Genomic DNA, 14,849 nt, shown 5'->3' on the forward strand with positions numbered 1-14,849 from the left:
TCTACAAAGTTGTTAGTAATAAAATATAACGAAAAATGCCTATTTTCAAGTTTATCCGGCATAGGCACCTCACAGGATTTTTTTGAAAAGAAGGGATTATAATGACACTCTTGCGATATAAGAAGGCATATGAAAAAATAGCAATGGGCTTGCTCTCCTATATGCCGGGGGAAAAAGCGGTAAAAAAACTGCAAGAATTAGTTCATCAATACGAGGAAAATGAATGTTGGCAATTGTACTTGTTGAAAAAAGGTGAAGACTTTATTGGTATTATCGGTGTTATAGTGGATGAAAATTCCTATACTGTTATGCATATAGCGGTCAATCCCTCGTTCCGTGGAGAAGGTGTAGGGAAAGAAATGATTGATAAAATCGGTTTAGCATTCCCTGATCTTATGTGCAAAAGTACCCCGGATACACAGTCATTCACGGAAAAGTGTCAAGCTAAAGATGATGACGAACTTGAATTGGAATAGACGAAAGGGCAGATCAATCCGGTCTGCCCTTTTTCTTTTCGCGTTCAGCGAGAATATCTGAACGGTCCCGAAGCATATGTTTATGAATGACAGCGTCACTTTCAGCAGGTAGAAGTTGCATCTTTCCAGCTTCGTTTTCGATGAGTTTTTTTAATCTAGTTGAGGTTGGAACGATAAGGAATGGAGTAAAATTGTCTGCTTCTTTCAATCGTTGCAGAGCTTTCTCGCTTGTCTTCAACAGTAGTTCATAATCAAGCTCTTCAAGATAAGCGACGTCAAATTGGGAGAAATCCAGCATTTTGCCCGTTGCCTTCTGTAGCGTCCTGACTGCTCCGTTAAGATTCCCTCTCCGCCAATGATACATGCCTGTTGACAATAAGATGAAGGCCGTCAAAGGATGATCTTTTGTGTATCCTGGAATGGACTTCCAATACTCTTCTAATACTTCGTGGCACTCAAAGTAGTCTTGATTTTCATTGAAATAAACAATAAACTTACAGAACAATGGATCATGATAGGGATGCAAAAAAATCAATCCTTTCAATTTATCGTTATAAAACATATAGTGCGGAGGAAACCATTATGACATATAAAGTGAAACTTGAAGCATTTGAAGGTCCTCTGGATCTATTATTACACTTAATAAACAGACTTGAAATCGATATTTATGATATACCGATGTCAGAACTGACTAGTCAATACATAGAGCACCTTCATGCTATGCGCGTGCTTGAACTTGATGAACTAAGTGAATACTTAGTATTAGCTGCCACTCTCATAGAGATTAAAAGTAAAATGCTGCTGCCCGTACATGAGGGGGACGTGCTAGATCATCATAATGATTACGAAATGGAAGATGATCCGCGAGATGAGTTGGTAGCTCGACTCATCGAATACAAAAAATATAAAGAAGCGGCAAATTCTTTAAAAGAGTCAGCTGAGGACAGATCTGTCCATTTCACTAAATTACCTGAAGACTTATCGGACTATGGAGAAATTGCTGTCACTGAATCAGATGAAAAAATGAACGTTTTTGACTTGATTGGAGCTTTTCAAAAAATGCTCGAACGTAAAAAGTTACGTTCGCCACTATCAGCAAGCATTTTAAGATCAGAGTTATCCGTAAGTGAAAAAATGGATGACATTATGACAAAGCTTGAGAAGATTGGAGGAAAGTGTCCTTTTGAGTCCCTATTCGAAGATGGGGATGTCAATGATCTCGTTGTAACTTTTCTTTCGCTATTAGAACTAATGAAACGGTTGGATATTACAGTTATACAAGAAGGTAATTTCGGGCAAATGATAGTATTCGCCGGACAGGAGGATATTTAAAGATGGAAAATGTTAATGAAAGAATACTAGGAATGCTAGAAAGCTTTTTATTCATAGCTGGGGATGATGGTTTGACTTTAGGGCAACTGTCCGTTTTGCTAAGCTTGGATGCTGAAATGACAGCTGTAACGGTTGAACGACTACGTCTGAATTATGAAGAGAGACTAGATTCTGGTATAACACTAAGACTTTATGGAGGGAGTTACCGTCTTGTGACGAAAGCTGAATATGCTGATGACATTTTAAGAATGCTAGAAAACCCTTCAAAAAGCTCAATCACTCAAGCGTCGCTCGAAGTACTGGCAATCATCGCATATAAGCAGCCCGTCACACGAGTAGAAATTGATGATTTACGGGGAGTGAAATCAGATGGTCCGATTCAGACGCTTGTTGCTAAAGGGTTAATCATGGAAAAAGGTCGACTAGAAAGTAGTGGACGTCCGATATTATATGGGACAACCGATCTGTTTTTAGATAGATTCGGTCTGGAATCCATCGAAATGTTGCCGCCACTTATTGAAGTGGATGATGAGCCGTTTGGCGATGCTGATCTCTTTATGACGAAATTCCAGGAAGCATTTGAACTAATGGACGAAGGAGGAAACAATGATTGAAACGGGCACTTGTAGTTGTCTTGTTCCTAGCGCTACTGTTGCCGGCATTTCCTGAAAGTGCGGATGCGGCAGGAAGTTCATGGGCGGTAATTGACGCGGATACGGGTCGTCTGCTTGACGGCTCCAATGAGAATAGTCGCTTACCAATAGCAAGCTTAACTAAAATATGGACAGCATTGACGTTTCTTGAAAGCGGCTCGGCAAAAGGTGAAATTGTCATTTCTCCTAGAGCGGCGGCATCAGAAGGCTCATCGCTCTACTTAGAACAAGGTACGTCCATAGACAGTGAAGCATTGCTTTATGGTTTGATGCTTCGATCTGGTAATGATGCCGCATACGCATTAGCTGAGCACGGTGGTGGCTCTGTCGACGGATTTATTAAATTGATGAATGAGAAAGCGAAATTTTATGGTCTAGAACAAACAACATTTACAAACCCCTCAGGGCTTCACCATGAGGAGCATTTATCTACAGCTTATGAAACAGCACTTATGCTCCATTATGCGATGAAAAATGAACGTTTCAGTAAAATTGCTGCAGCCGAAAATTATGTTTACCGAAAAGGTGATGAAGTGAAAAGTTGGCGGAATAAACATCGCCTAATTCATTCGAATGAGAACGTCATTGCGGGTAAAACTGGTTTTACTAAAGCTGCAGGTAGAACGTTGGCCACATATTTTGAAAGAGACGGTAAAAAGTTAATAGTTGTAACGTTGAACAATGGGAATGATTGGAATACGCACGAAGAGCTAGCGAATCAGACATTTGCGAATTATGAGCTTGTTACAGTAGCTAAAAAAGGAAAGTACAAAATTTTGTCTAGTTCGATAGGTGAATTGAAAAAGCCAATTACAATACTCTTGAAAGACAGTGAATTGGATCGTGTTTCACATGTACTGTATATCCCTCGTGGTCAAGGAAAGCATGCAAAAGGAACTTGGACTGTATCATTAGACAATGAACTTTTGGTCTCAGCGCAAGTTGAAATAAAAAAGTAAGTCCGCAAGTTGTAATTTGTGTCTAAATAAATCAGGAAGACTGACTGTATATAGGTCGGTCTTCTTTTCATTTGCATTGAAATGTGACATAATTTTTTGAGATAGAAAGAAGGTGACGAGTTGGAAAGATTACAAAAAGTATTGGCTCAAGCAGGTGTTGCATCACGTCGTAAAGCTGAAACGCTCATCGTCGATGGAAAAGTGAAAGTGAACGGCCAAGTAGTTACGGAGTTAGGAACGAAAGTGTCACGTGCTGACAGAGTTGAAGTGCAAGGCGTAGAGCTTGTTAAAGAGCAATTCGTTTATTATCTACTTTACAAGCCGAGAGGATATATTTCTACCGTTAGTGACGAGAAAGGAAGAAAGACGGTATTAGATCTTCTTCCAATGATTGAAGAACGAATTTTCCCAGTTGGACGTCTGGATTTTGATACGTCTGGTGTCATCATTATGACAAATGACGGCGATTTCTCTTATTTAATGACACATCCGAAATTTGGCATTCAGAAGAAGTACGTAGCGAAAGTAAAAGGAATTCCTGAAAGGGAAGCGTTAAAAAAACTGGAACGCGGTATTGAGCTTGATGATGGTATTACTGCGCCAGCTAGAGTTAAGATGCAATCTTTTGATAAGAAGACAGGTACTGCATTAGTGGAGATTACCATTCAGGAAGGTAGAAATCGACAAGTGCGTAGAATGTTTGACGCAATCGGCTGTCCCGTGCAAAAACTTCGTCGTGAATCCTTTGCGATGCTGACAACTTACGGTTTGAATGCAGGAGAAGCGCGTGAATTGACGACACACGAAGTGAAACAATTACGAGTTTTGGCTGAAACAGGAAAAATCGGTTAAACTCACCCTTGTTTTGTGCATGCTAGGTGAGAACGTTCACAAACCTATCACGTATTCGTCTCATTTTCCATTTTTGCTTTGTTATAATGGGGTTTGAAATCTTATCACAGCAAGGGGGCTTTCTAGTTGGCCAAACCAGACAAAAAAAGATCGCGCCTTATCTTTAGAGGAGTGGTCCTCCTTTTATTGGCATCAGCAATTCTTTTCTCCATTTTTTCTAAAGATAAAGTGAAAGTTTTAGAAGTTGGTGATAAAGCTCCAGACTTCGAACTTGTAGATACGGAAGGCAATGTGCATCGTCTGTCTGATTTTAAAGGACAAGGAGTTTTCTTGAATTTCTGGGGTACGTGGTGTCCTCCATGCAAAAAGGAAATGCCATATATTGAAGATCAGTACAAAGCATTCAGTAAAAAAGGCGTTCATGTAATGTCCGTCAACATTGCCGAATCAAAACTGAAAGTAGATTCATTCCGTGAACAATATGGTTTAACATTCCCTGTCGTCATTGATAAAACGAGAGACGTAAGAGATCTATATAATGTCGTCCCACTTCCGACGACCTTCCTGATCGATAAGGACGGCAAAATCGTTAAAATCATCAAACAAGAAATGAGTGAGGAAGAAATCATTTCCTTAATGGAAAGCGTTCTACCTCAATAAGGAGTTCGTACACATGAGTAAGATCAAATGCAAATGCGGTCATGAAAATCCATTTGGAACAGTACTCTGTGAAAAATGCGGTCGTCCATTGACTGAAGAAGCTAAACAAAGTGAAGTTGTAGATATGAGGTATGAAGGTTCCGCGCGAAGATCACAAACATATAAACGTTCAATTATCGATAAAATTTGGAACTTCTTCTCAAGTGTCAAAATCGGAGTCAGTATTATAATTGCTGTTTTGGCGACTTCAGCAATTGGTACGCTCTTTCCTCAAAAATTTTATGTGCCTGTGCAAACCCCAGAAGATCTGTTGGCTTATTATGAGAGGCTTTATGGGTTTATAGGAACGCTCTATTACAAATTAGGCTTTTATGATATGTACAACAGTTGGTGGTTTAAAGTTTTAATCGGCATGCTTGGTACGTCCATAATCATTGCGAGTGTTGATAGAGTCTTCCCACTTTACAAGTCTTTAAAAAGACAACGGACGAAGAGGCATCCGTCTTTCATGAAGCGACAAAGGATTTATGGTGAAGGAACTGCGTTAACACCTGATCTTTCACTTGAAAAAGCGGAAGAGAAACTAAAGGAAATGAAATATAATGTAAAAAAGGAAGACGGTGCTGTTTTAGCTGAAAAAAACCGATTTTCACGTTGGGGTCCGTACGTTAATCATACAGGACTCATTATATTCCTTTTTGGTATTCTTCTTCGAGGGATTCCTGGCTTTTATGTCGATGATACAATGTGGATTCGTGAAGGGGAATTAAGGTCAATCCCTGGTGCGCCAGATTATTATTTAAAGAGCAATCAATTCATCATGGAAATGTATACGAAAGAAGAGGCAGATGAAGTATTTGGAAAAGCTCTAGACAGAGTCGGTTCCATCGTCAAAAACTATCAGACAGATGTCTCTTTATATAAGAAAAAAGAAGACGGTTTGCCAGGTTCAACTGATATGGAGTTTGTAAAGGACTATTCTATTATTGTCAATAAACCTTTGAAATTCGATGGTTATAATATTTTCCAGATGGATTATCGTTTAAATGAATTAAAATCGATGAAAATGAAACTCATTGAGAAAGAAACAGGAGATTCATTCGGAGAGTTTACAATCGATTTGGATGATCCTAAGGGTGTATATGAACTAGAAAATGGTGCAACTGTTAATCTTATCGGCTATTATGCAGATTATGCAGGTGTTGAAAACGGAGAACCTGTTTCGAAGTCTCCTGTCCCTAACAATCCCGCTTTCATCTTTGATATGAGAACGCCGGAAAAGCCACAAGGAGAGAAAAGTTTCGTTGCAATTCAACAGACACTGGAAACGGAAGAAAATGCTTATCAAGTTAAATTTGTAAGTGCAGATACACGACATATATCCGGTTTGACAATACGTAAAGATAAGACACTTTATATCCTTCTTCTTGGTGGAATCATATTTATGATCGGTGTCATCCAAGGTTCCTATTGGAATCATAGAAGGATTTGGGTTCAAAAAGGTAATGACGGCAATCTACTTGTTGCAGCTCATACAAATAAAAATTGGTTCTCTTTGAAAAAAGAATTAGAATCAGTTAAGGACTATGCAGGCTTGCCGAAGTATGTGGATCGACGTGATACCGATATTGAATCTGAGCAGGAGGAAGGAGAAAAATAATGATGGAACTAGCTGATTTAAGTGCTAACTTGCTTTTGGTTTCCTTTATCGCCTATTTGGTGGCTACCGCATTTTTCGGCGGAGCCATTAAAAAGGCGAGTTCGGAAACCACATATAAAAAGAGCCGATGGGGACAAATCGGCATTACGATTACAGTCATTGGTTTTATATCTAATTTAGGCTATTTTATTACAAGATGGATGGCTTCAGGCCATATTCCGTTAAGTAATATGTTTGAATTCACAGCAGCGTTCGGAATGATGCTTGTTGGTGCGTTCATCTTGTTGTTCTATTTATACCGAACACCTTCACTTGGGCTTTTTGCATTACCTATCGCTATTATTATGATCGCGTATGCAAGCATGTTTCCAAAAGACATTACACCGCTCATTCCTGCATTACAAAGTCATTGGCTCGTCATTCACGTTATTACAACAGTAATTGGGGAAGCTATTCTTGTTATTAGTGCTGTAGCTGGACTTGTTTATCTACTTAAGAATGTTGACTTGACAAAGCCGTCCAGAGAACGATTTTGGCTTGAAGCGGTTATGATCGCGCTTGTTCTTGTCATTGGATTTGTCGTATCGTCTACAACTTTTAAATTGACAGGATATGAAGCACATTTCACATATATCGATAAAGAGGATAAACCGAAGGATATTGAATACAATTATCCGCCCTTATTTGGTATGAACGAATATGAAGCACAAACACCTGAAGCAATGACTCCATGGATTGAAATGCCAGCAATTGTCAACGCGAAAACATTGACGACATTTGTATGGTCAGTTGCAACGGGTATCGTGCTCTATCTATTATTGAGACTTAGTATTAGGCGGCCAGTTGCCACTCTGCTCAAGCCGTTTGCTAAGAAGGCAAATTCTCAACTGATGGATGAAATCGGATACCGTGCAGTACTTATCGGTTTCCCGGTTTTCACATTAGGTGCACTAATATTCGCGATGATCTGGGCACATGAAGCTTGGTCAAGATTCTGGGGATGGGATCCAAAAGAAGTCTGGGCGCTCATATCCTGGTTATTCTATGCAGCTTTCTTACATCTTCGTCTATCCCAAGGCTGGGAAGGTAAAAAATCTGCTTGGTTGGCTGTTATTGGTTTCATCATAATTATGTTCAACCTAATTGCTGTTAACTTGATAATTGCAGGTTTGCACTCTTATGCGTAAGCCGATTAGACTGCACAACCGTTAAAGGGTGTGCAGTCTTTCTTTTTATTCGTACTGCTTGTACAATGGAAATAGGAGCGTACTTGAAAGGGGATCATTCAAATGGAAGAAAGTGTTAAATTGCTTGTAGTGGACGATGAGGATAGGATTCGAAGACTTCTTAATATGTATCTTTCTCGAGAAGGGTTTGAAATCGAAGAGGCGGTAGATGGAGCTGAAGCGATAGAAAAGGCGATGAACAATCACTACGATTGTATTTTGCTTGATCTCATGATGCCTGAGAAAAACGGGCTGGAAGTTCTTCAAGAATTAAGAGAACAGAAGAAAATGACGCCTGTTATTTTGCTCACTGCTAAAGGAGAAGAATCAGATCGAGTTGAAGGATTTGAAACAGGTGCAGATGATTACATAGTTAAACCTTTTAGTCCGAGAGAAGTTGTTTTGAGAGTTAAAGCAATCCTTAGACGTTCTGTCACGTTTCCGGATGCGGCTGCAACAAACAGTTCAAAGGATTTAGTTGTATTTCCTCAACTAACGATTGACCACGACGCTCACCGTGTAACTGCAGAAGGTAAGGAAGTCAATTTGACACCTAAAGAATATGAATTGCTCTATTTTCTTGCTAAATCACCAGATAAGGTTTTTGATCGGGAACAATTGTTAAAAGAAGTATGGCATTATGAGTTCTTCGGTGATTTGCGTACCGTGGATACGCACGTCAAACGTCTTCGTGAAAAGTTGAGCAGAGTTTCAGAACGTGCTGCTAAAATGATTGTTACCGTTTGGGGTGTCGGGTACAAGTTTGAGGTACCGAATGAATAGAATATGGCATTCGATCGTCGGGAAGCTATGGGCAACCATATTGCTTCTCGTTTCATTTGTATTGTTTATCGTTACATTACTGCTTCTCGAATTCCTAGACAATTTCCATACTAAACAAGCTGAAGATTCACTTAGGAGGGAAGCGGCGACTATTGGAAAGATTGTCGATGACCACGAGAATGAGGCAGCAATGCAACTGATCATACGAGATATTTTAGGCGATGAAACGAATGCGTTAATCGTTGATCGTGATAGGGATGTCCAATACACATTTCATAATGGCTCTAATCAGAGTTTGTTTGAAAAGAAGATACTCTCGCAAGAACGATTCTTCGCTGATATAAAACCGAATGAAAAAGTTGTTAAAGAAATGATTCTGCCTTCATTGTCTGATGACAATGTAATGGAGCAATTTCTTGTACTCGTTTATCCATTTCAATTAGAAAATGGACTTACCCAGTCATTGATTATGTATCAAAGTCTGGATGCAGTGCACCGCACAACTAAAAGTACAACGCAAATTGTTTTCCTATCCGCATTCATTGCATTCGTCTTAACGACGTTCTTCGCTTTCTTTCTTTCGACAAAAATCACTTCGCCACTGCGAGGCATGAAGCAGGCTGCATTTGAACTATCTAAAGGGAATTTTGATATGCGACTACCTGCATCTCAAAATGATGAAATTGGACAACTTGCGACAGCATTTAATCAGATGGGCAGGCAGCTAAAGTACCAAATGGAATTGATTAAACAAGAGAAGGAGCAACTATCCAGCATCTTAACATCAATGACTGATGCTGTCATAACGTTCAATCGGGATTACTCAATATTATTAAGTAACCCTCAAGCGGAACGTCTGCTTCAGAAATGGTATTTTGCTAATGGTGCCGATGACAATGTATTGCCACCTGAAATATTTCATATGCTCGAGCATGTCGTAACGTTTGCAGAAGAAGTTGAGGAAGAACTTGAATTAGGTGGTCAGTTTTACGGAGTTTCCATTAGTCCGTTGTACAGCGAAAATAGCATACGTGGCGCAGTTGCAGTTCTTCGGGATATGACTGATCAGCATAAGTTGGACAAATTGCGATCAGATTTCATTGCAAATGTCTCACATGAATTAAGGACACCTATTTCGCTATTGCAAGGATACAGTGAAGCGATTATCGATAATGTCGTTACGACAGACGAAGAACGCAATGAGATGGTGCAAATCATACACGACGAGTCTAAAAGGATGAGTAGGCTCGTTACGGACTTGCTGGATCTTGCAAGGATGGAGTCAGGACATATGCGTCTGTACAAGAATAATTTCGATCTTATTGAGTTCCTTGAAAGAGTTTTAAATAAGTTCATGCAAATCTCAAAAGACTCCAACATAATACTTTCAATGAAGAATATTCGAGATCTTGACACGATTTGCATTAATGCGGATGCCGATCGACTGGAACAAGTGTTTACCAACCTAATTGACAATGCAATAAGACATACGCCTGATGGAGGAAAAGTGACAATCTCTGTCGAAAGAAAAGGAGAGATGATTGAAATAGCCGTAGCCGATACAGGTAGCGGCATCCCTATTGAGGATCTGCCTTTCATCTTTGAGCGTTTCTATAAAGCGGATAAAGCAAGGACGCGCGGCAAGGGTGGCACGGGGCTTGGTCTTGCCATTGCTAAAAATATTATTGATTCCCATCAAGGTCGTATTCGTGCAGAATTAGGCACTGTATCTGGAACTGTTTTTACTTGTCTACTCCCAATCGATACACTGATTGAGGAGACAGATGAAAATTGAATGTTAAAGGTTTCTAAGTGAAACTTTTTACCTTGACTTACGACTAATGATTTGAACGGGGGGATTTCGTGGATGACTCCGTTTTCCATCGGCTATATGAACACTATCACCAGGATGTCTTCAATTTTCTGATCTATCTAACGGGAGATCGAAACCAGTCGGAAGATCTGATGCATGAAGTATATGTCAGGGTGTTAAAAGCATATGCCGGATTTGAAGGGAAGAGTTCCGAAAAGACGTGGTTATTTTCGATTGCTAAAAATGTTGCAATTGACCATTTTAGAAAAAAAACGGTTAGACAAAAACATCAAATTGACAAATTTGACTGGGAAGAAAACAAACTAGTTTCTACAAGGGCTACCCCGGAAAATATTGTTGAGCTAAATGAAGATATGAAAGAAATGCTTCTTGTACTCGACACATGTACAGGTGATCAGAAAATGGTTATCGTCTTGCGTTATTTTCAGGAGCTTACTATTGCCGAAACCGCTGACACATTGGGTTGGACAGAAGGAAAAGTAAAGACAACCCAACATCGGGCAATCAAATCTCTACAAAAGAAATTGAATGCTCTTTCGGAAGAAGGGGGAAAATGAATGCCGGACAACAAATGGAGCGACGATGATATTGAGAGTCTTCTTCAATCAATGCCAAGGGCAACTGATAATAGAAGTGCAGAAAATATTTTAAAACAATTGAAAAACGATGAGCGATTGAAGACAAATCCTTCACCGAAACGTATGAAAAGATGGATACCTGGACTTGTAGCAATTGCGGCAGTGTTTGTTCTAATGCTTATTGTACCTTCTATGTTGAATGGAAATAAAAGTGAAATGGATATAGGCTCTGAACCTGCGATGATTAGATCTATTGATAGCGCTAAAATGCAATTACCGGAAAGTGAACATTCACAAAATATAACCGAAGAAGAAAGTATGGATATGGCTTCTTACTCTGCAAAAGCATTTGCACCAAGTCATGTAGTATTGTCAGATGAATTTCAAGAAAGACAGCTTTTCCATATCGGACTCGTGCACGAAGCGACAGTTATACCGCTCACTTTCATTATGCCTATTGAAACTTTAGAGAAGGACTTCCCAGATGGAGTGCATTCGAGTTCAGATTTATATAATCAATATGCGAACGCATTGTCTGAAGAAGAATTTGGATTTGATGACTATCATCCCTATAAAGGTTCCATAAGAGAATCAGAAGGCGTGATTATTCATGAGTTGGGCAATGATTACTTGTACGACAATTCATCGGCTTCAATTGAAGTATATATGAACTCTGCCATTGCAACATTTAGTAGCGATCATTCCAACTTCGAAACTGTAGATGCAAAAGGGGATGCCATTATTTTTGATCATGTAGGTTCGCCTATGAAGTTCAATTTGCGTCGACAAGCACCTTACTTCAAATATGTCATGGATGATGGTCAAAGCTATCTAATACCTTATGAGAACGGTTTTATTGATAATGCAGTTGATGCTCTTCTTGCTATGCGTCAATCTGAAAATGATGTTGTTGAAGAAGTAGTGCCAACAGGTGTGGACTATACTGTTAAAGACGAGAACGGTATTCTTATGCTGACATTCACAGATACGCTTGACTTTGCACAAATGAACGGTGAAGAAGTGAATGAGATGTTAGAAGGTTTCATGTTAACTGCAGCAAATTTCGATTGTGTTGTACAGTTAAGAAATATTGTTCAGGATCATTTTCTTAAATATGATTTGACAAAGCCTTTACCTAAGCCGATTGGTGCAAATCCAGTTCATTGGAACTAAGAAAAAGAGTGGCTTGTAAACATTGAAGTTTACAAGCCACTCTTTTTTGTATACAATAATAGTGTAATCTAATATTGATTCATCTTCGGGGCAGGGTGTAATTCCCGACCGGCGGAAATGGAAGTATATTCTTCTTAGCCCGCGAGCTTAACAGCTGATTCTGGTGAGATTCCGGAGCCGACAGTATAGTCTGGATGGGAGAAGGTGAAGGTGTAGCCGTCTTTTTGTATTGTCTACAAAAAGGGTGCTTATTTAAGTATGGGTGTAAAGAGTTAAATCTCTTTGCTGAACCTGTTATTTAATGATGCCTTTTAAACTCTCCCTGAAGCTTTTTAGCTTTAGGGATTTTTATATCTATTGCTTAAACGTCAATTACAAATGGCTGTGTAAGCTTGATATATTGGACGATATAGATAGCGGTCAAACCTTTCCTCTTTTGAAGTGAATCGCAAAAGGAGAGAGGAACAAATGTATAACAAGAAATTGAGAAAGATGATTCTCATCGCAATGCTAGGGAGTATTTCAACCGTATTGATGCAGTTGAATTTTCCATTGCCAGCAATGCCGACTTTCCTGAAAATTGATTTCAGTGAAATTCCTGCCGTTTTAGCAATTATGACGATGGGACCTGTAGCTGGTATTTCAGTAGAATTACTAAAAAACTTATTGCATTGGTTTTTATCAGGGAGTCCGACCGGCGTACCAGTAGGAGAAATCGCAAACTTTGTAACAGGCGTTTTATTCATCATGCCGATCTATTTCATATTCAATAAAATTCGGTCTTCGAAAGGGTTGACTGCAGGTCTAGTTGCGGGAACAGCATCAATGGCCATCGGAATGAGCCTATTGAATTATCTTGTGTTCTTGCCGATGTACGTGTACTTTTTAAATATGCCTCCTTATGAAGGCGTAGCGCTATTCAATGTCGTCGTCCTCGGAATTCTGCCATTTAATCTAATTAAAGGGATTATGCTGATGGTCATCTCTTTACTTCTTTATAAGAGCATGAGCAACTGGATTGATAAGCAAAAAAGGGAATTGACAATAAATTAAAGTTTAAAAAGCCATCCTTTAATGGATGGCTCAGACTGTAGACAAAAGGGTTGGAAATCTATGATTTCCAACCCTTTTGCTTACACATGTACATTTAAACTGTCAATAGACTAAAAATAACTTTGATTTCCGTTCCGGGCGGACGCTTTCCGGGGGGCTTGCCCTCAGCCTCCTCGTCGCTTCGCTCCTGCGGGGTCTTCACGCTGCGCTGATCCCCCAGGAGTCGCCGCCCTGCACTCCAATCAACTGGAAATCCTTTAAGACAGGGGCATCATTTCAGCCTCCACAGTCGGGGCTTTCCGTATATTTCCTTAATCTCATGGTTGTGTCGCAGATCCTCGGCTACATCCAAATAGTCCTGCCAGATGTGCCGTTGAATCAGCTTTTGTTGATTCTTACTTTGCGTGCATCGGCCAATCACTGAACACGCGGCACAAATAGAAGGCGTTGATGCATACTGGCGATATCCTTCCTTCGTTGTTGTTCGATAGGTTAACACCTGTCCTTCGGGACAGAGATAGCAGTCGAAATGCTCGTCATAGACATACTCATGTTTTCTAAAGAAGCCTTCTTTTGTCAGAGGTCGTTTGTAAGGAAGTGCGGGTAGAACCTGATTCTCTAAAAGGAAGTTAGCAATGGCTGGTGTTTTGTAAGCTGCATCGGCCGCAACGACGACTGGACGTCCTACTTGGTCGATAATCTTGCGCACTAATGGTTCAAGCATGTTGCTGTCGTGGACATTCCCTGGCTTGACGATGTTTGCGAGTACAAAACCTTTTTCGTCCGTGGCAGCGTGAAAAGAATAAGCGAACTGTTTTGTCCGTTCATCTTTAACGTAATAAACACTTTCCCGATCTGTTGTCGACTCCTTGATTTCCTTGTACTCTTCCTTTTCAAACTTTTCCGGTGGAAATGGCTTCTTCCCATTCCTTTCTCGATCCAGGTTGAGCTCTTCCTGAAGTCTCTTCTCATAAGCCCGCGTCTCTTTACGCACAACCTTCTTCTCAAACTTCCTCTTGTTCGCGCTTGCTTTCACATGTGTCGAGTCAATGAAGACATGTTCCGGACTGAGAAGCCCAAGGTTTGCCACCTCGTTGAGAACTATATAGAAGATCTGCTCAAATAGATCAGTATCTGCAAATCGGCGGACATAGTTCTTCTCGAATGTGGAGAAGTGAGAAACCTCAGTATGAAAGCCGAAGCCTAGGAACCAACGATATGCCACGTTCGTTTCAATTTCCTTGATTGTCTGGCACATGGAGCGGATGCCGAAGGTATACTGAATGAATGTCATCTTGATGAGTACGACAGGATCAATGCTAGGTCGCCCAATGGTTGAATACAGATCTTCAACCAATGGATAGATGAAGGAGAAATCAAGGGCCGCATCCAGTTTACGAACCAGATGGTCCTGAGGAACCAACTGTTCTATTGTAAGCATTTCCAACTGTTCGCGGTCATTAATTTGATTCTTCGTCATCATATCCATCACCTCATTCATTTAATAGGAAACACCGTTGATTGGAGCGGAGAGCGGCGACTCCCTCTATAAAATACGGTAGCTATAGGGTTCGTGACCAAGAATACAGCGTGAAAAATATTTTTTAGAG

At 40.1% G+C, this 14,849-nt stretch carries 14 protein-coding genes, 1 pseudogene and 1 riboswitch; of the genes and pseudogenes, 13 read left to right on the plus strand and 2 right to left on the minus strand.

Features of this window, described 5'->3' with window-relative positions; all coding sequences use genetic code 11:
• Positions 1-101: 101 nt before the first annotated feature.
• On the plus strand, positions 102-476 hold the full coding sequence (locus tag H9649_RS03540) for a GNAT family N-acetyltransferase (RefSeq protein WP_191693334.1): 375 nt from the start codon (positions 102-104) through the stop codon (positions 474-476).
• A gap of 13 nt (positions 477-489) precedes the next feature.
• On the opposite strand, the gene H9649_RS03545 is transcribed toward H9649_RS03540, so the two are convergent.
• Positions 490-1,002, minus strand: coding sequence for a DUF309 domain-containing protein (locus H9649_RS03545; RefSeq protein WP_191693335.1), 513 nt, complete (start codon positions 1,000-1,002; stop codon positions 490-492).
• Positions 1,003-1,058: 56 nt separating this feature from the next.
• On the opposite strand from H9649_RS03545, the gene H9649_RS03550 reads away from it, so the two are divergent.
• From H9649_RS03550 to H9649_RS03605, 12 genes are all read left to right on the plus strand, one after another.
• Positions 1,059-1,808 (plus strand): segregation/condensation protein A, encoded by a 750-nt coding sequence (locus H9649_RS03550; RefSeq protein ID WP_191693336.1) that lies wholly within the window; start codon positions 1,059-1,061, stop codon positions 1,806-1,808.
• Between the two features lie 2 nt (positions 1,809-1,810).
• The gene (gene scpB, locus H9649_RS03555; protein WP_191693337.1) at positions 1,811-2,422 is read left to right on the plus strand and encodes an SMC-Scp complex subunit ScpB; all 612 of its coding nucleotides are present in this window, start codon (positions 1,811-1,813) and stop codon (positions 2,420-2,422) included.
• Entirely contained in the window at positions 2,419-3,420 is a 1,002-nt protein-coding gene (locus H9649_RS03560; protein ID WP_191693338.1) for a D-alanyl-D-alanine carboxypeptidase family protein, read from the plus strand. The genes scpB and H9649_RS03560 overlap by 4 nt, the downstream gene beginning before the upstream one ends.
• Before the next feature lie 120 nt (positions 3,421-3,540).
• Positions 3,541-4,272, plus strand: coding sequence for a pseudouridine synthase (locus tag H9649_RS03565; RefSeq protein ID WP_191693339.1), 732 nt, complete (start codon positions 3,541-3,543; stop codon positions 4,270-4,272).
• Between the two features lie 126 nt (positions 4,273-4,398).
• Positions 4,399-4,932, plus strand: coding sequence for a thiol-disulfide oxidoreductase ResA (gene resA, locus H9649_RS03570; RefSeq protein WP_191693340.1), 534 nt, complete (start codon positions 4,399-4,401; stop codon positions 4,930-4,932).
• A 13-nt stretch (positions 4,933-4,945) separates the two neighbouring features.
• Positions 4,946-6,592, plus strand: coding sequence for a cytochrome c biogenesis protein ResB (gene resB / locus H9649_RS03575; protein WP_191693341.1), 1,647 nt, complete (start codon positions 4,946-4,948; stop codon positions 6,590-6,592).
• Between the two features lie 2 nt (positions 6,593-6,594).
• On the plus strand, positions 6,595-7,779 hold the full coding sequence (ccsB, locus tag H9649_RS03580) for a c-type cytochrome biogenesis protein CcsB (protein ID WP_191693369.1): 1,185 nt from the start codon (positions 6,595-6,597) through the stop codon (positions 7,777-7,779).
• A 102-nt stretch (positions 7,780-7,881) separates the two neighbouring features.
• Positions 7,882-8,601 (plus strand): response regulator transcription factor, encoded by a 720-nt coding sequence (locus tag H9649_RS03585; protein WP_191693342.1) that lies wholly within the window; start codon positions 7,882-7,884, stop codon positions 8,599-8,601.
• The gene (locus H9649_RS03590; RefSeq protein ID WP_191693343.1) at positions 8,594-10,396 is read left to right on the plus strand and encodes an ATP-binding protein; all 1,803 of its coding nucleotides are present in this window, start codon (positions 8,594-8,596) and stop codon (positions 10,394-10,396) included. Before H9649_RS03585 ends, H9649_RS03590 begins: the two co-directional genes overlap by 8 nt.
• A gap of 68 nt (positions 10,397-10,464) precedes the next feature.
• Positions 10,465-10,992 (plus strand): RNA polymerase sigma factor SigX, encoded by a 528-nt coding sequence (locus tag H9649_RS03595; protein ID WP_191693344.1) that lies wholly within the window; start codon positions 10,465-10,467, stop codon positions 10,990-10,992.
• Positions 10,993-12,186 carry a hypothetical protein gene (locus H9649_RS03600; protein WP_191693345.1) on the plus strand — a complete coding sequence of 398 codons (1,194 nt, stop codon included), beginning with the start codon at positions 10,993-10,995 and terminating at the stop codon, positions 12,184-12,186.
• A gap of 77 nt (positions 12,187-12,263) precedes the next feature.
• Positions 12,264-12,396: riboswitch (FMN riboswitch) on the plus strand.
• Between the two features lie 258 nt (positions 12,397-12,654).
• Positions 12,655-13,239: an ECF transporter S component gene (locus H9649_RS03605; RefSeq protein ID WP_191693346.1), complete on the plus strand. Its 585-nt coding sequence runs from the start codon at positions 12,655-12,657 to the stop codon at positions 13,237-13,239.
• A gap of 295 nt (positions 13,240-13,534) precedes the next feature.
• Here the strand turns inward: H9649_RS03605 and H9649_RS03610 are convergent.
• Positions 13,535-14,722: pseudogene (locus tag H9649_RS03610) on the minus strand (IS1182 family transposase); the annotation flags it as partial.
• Positions 14,723-14,849 lie beyond the last annotated feature (127 nt).

The organism is Sporosarcina quadrami (assembly GCF_014836615.1).
GTDB classification, from domain to species: domain Bacteria; phylum Bacillota; class Bacilli; order Bacillales_A; family Planococcaceae; genus Sporosarcina; species Sporosarcina quadrami.

Coding starts and splice junctions, on each gene's coding strand:
- H9649_RS03540 (WP_191693334.1), top strand. CDS start 102: ATGACACTCTTGCGATATAAGAAGGCATATGAAAAAATAGCAATGGGC.
- H9649_RS03550 (WP_191693336.1), top strand. CDS start 1,059: ATGACATATAAAGTGAAACTTGAAGCATTTGAAGGTCCTCTGGATCTA.
- scpB (WP_191693337.1), top strand. CDS start 1,811: ATGGAAAATGTTAATGAAAGAATACTAGGAATGCTAGAAAGCTTTTTA.
- resB (WP_191693341.1), top strand. CDS start 4,946: ATGAGTAAGATCAAATGCAAATGCGGTCATGAAAATCCATTTGGAACA.
- ccsB (WP_191693369.1), top strand. CDS start 6,595: ATGGAACTAGCTGATTTAAGTGCTAACTTGCTTTTGGTTTCCTTTATC.
- H9649_RS03585 (WP_191693342.1), top strand. CDS start 7,882: ATGGAAGAAAGTGTTAAATTGCTTGTAGTGGACGATGAGGATAGGATT.
- H9649_RS03590 (WP_191693343.1), top strand. CDS start 8,594: ATGAATAGAATATGGCATTCGATCGTCGGGAAGCTATGGGCAACCATA.
- H9649_RS03600 (WP_191693345.1), top strand. CDS start 10,993: ATGCCGGACAACAAATGGAGCGACGATGATATTGAGAGTCTTCTTCAA.
- H9649_RS03605 (WP_191693346.1), top strand. CDS start 12,655: ATGTATAACAAGAAATTGAGAAAGATGATTCTCATCGCAATGCTAGGG.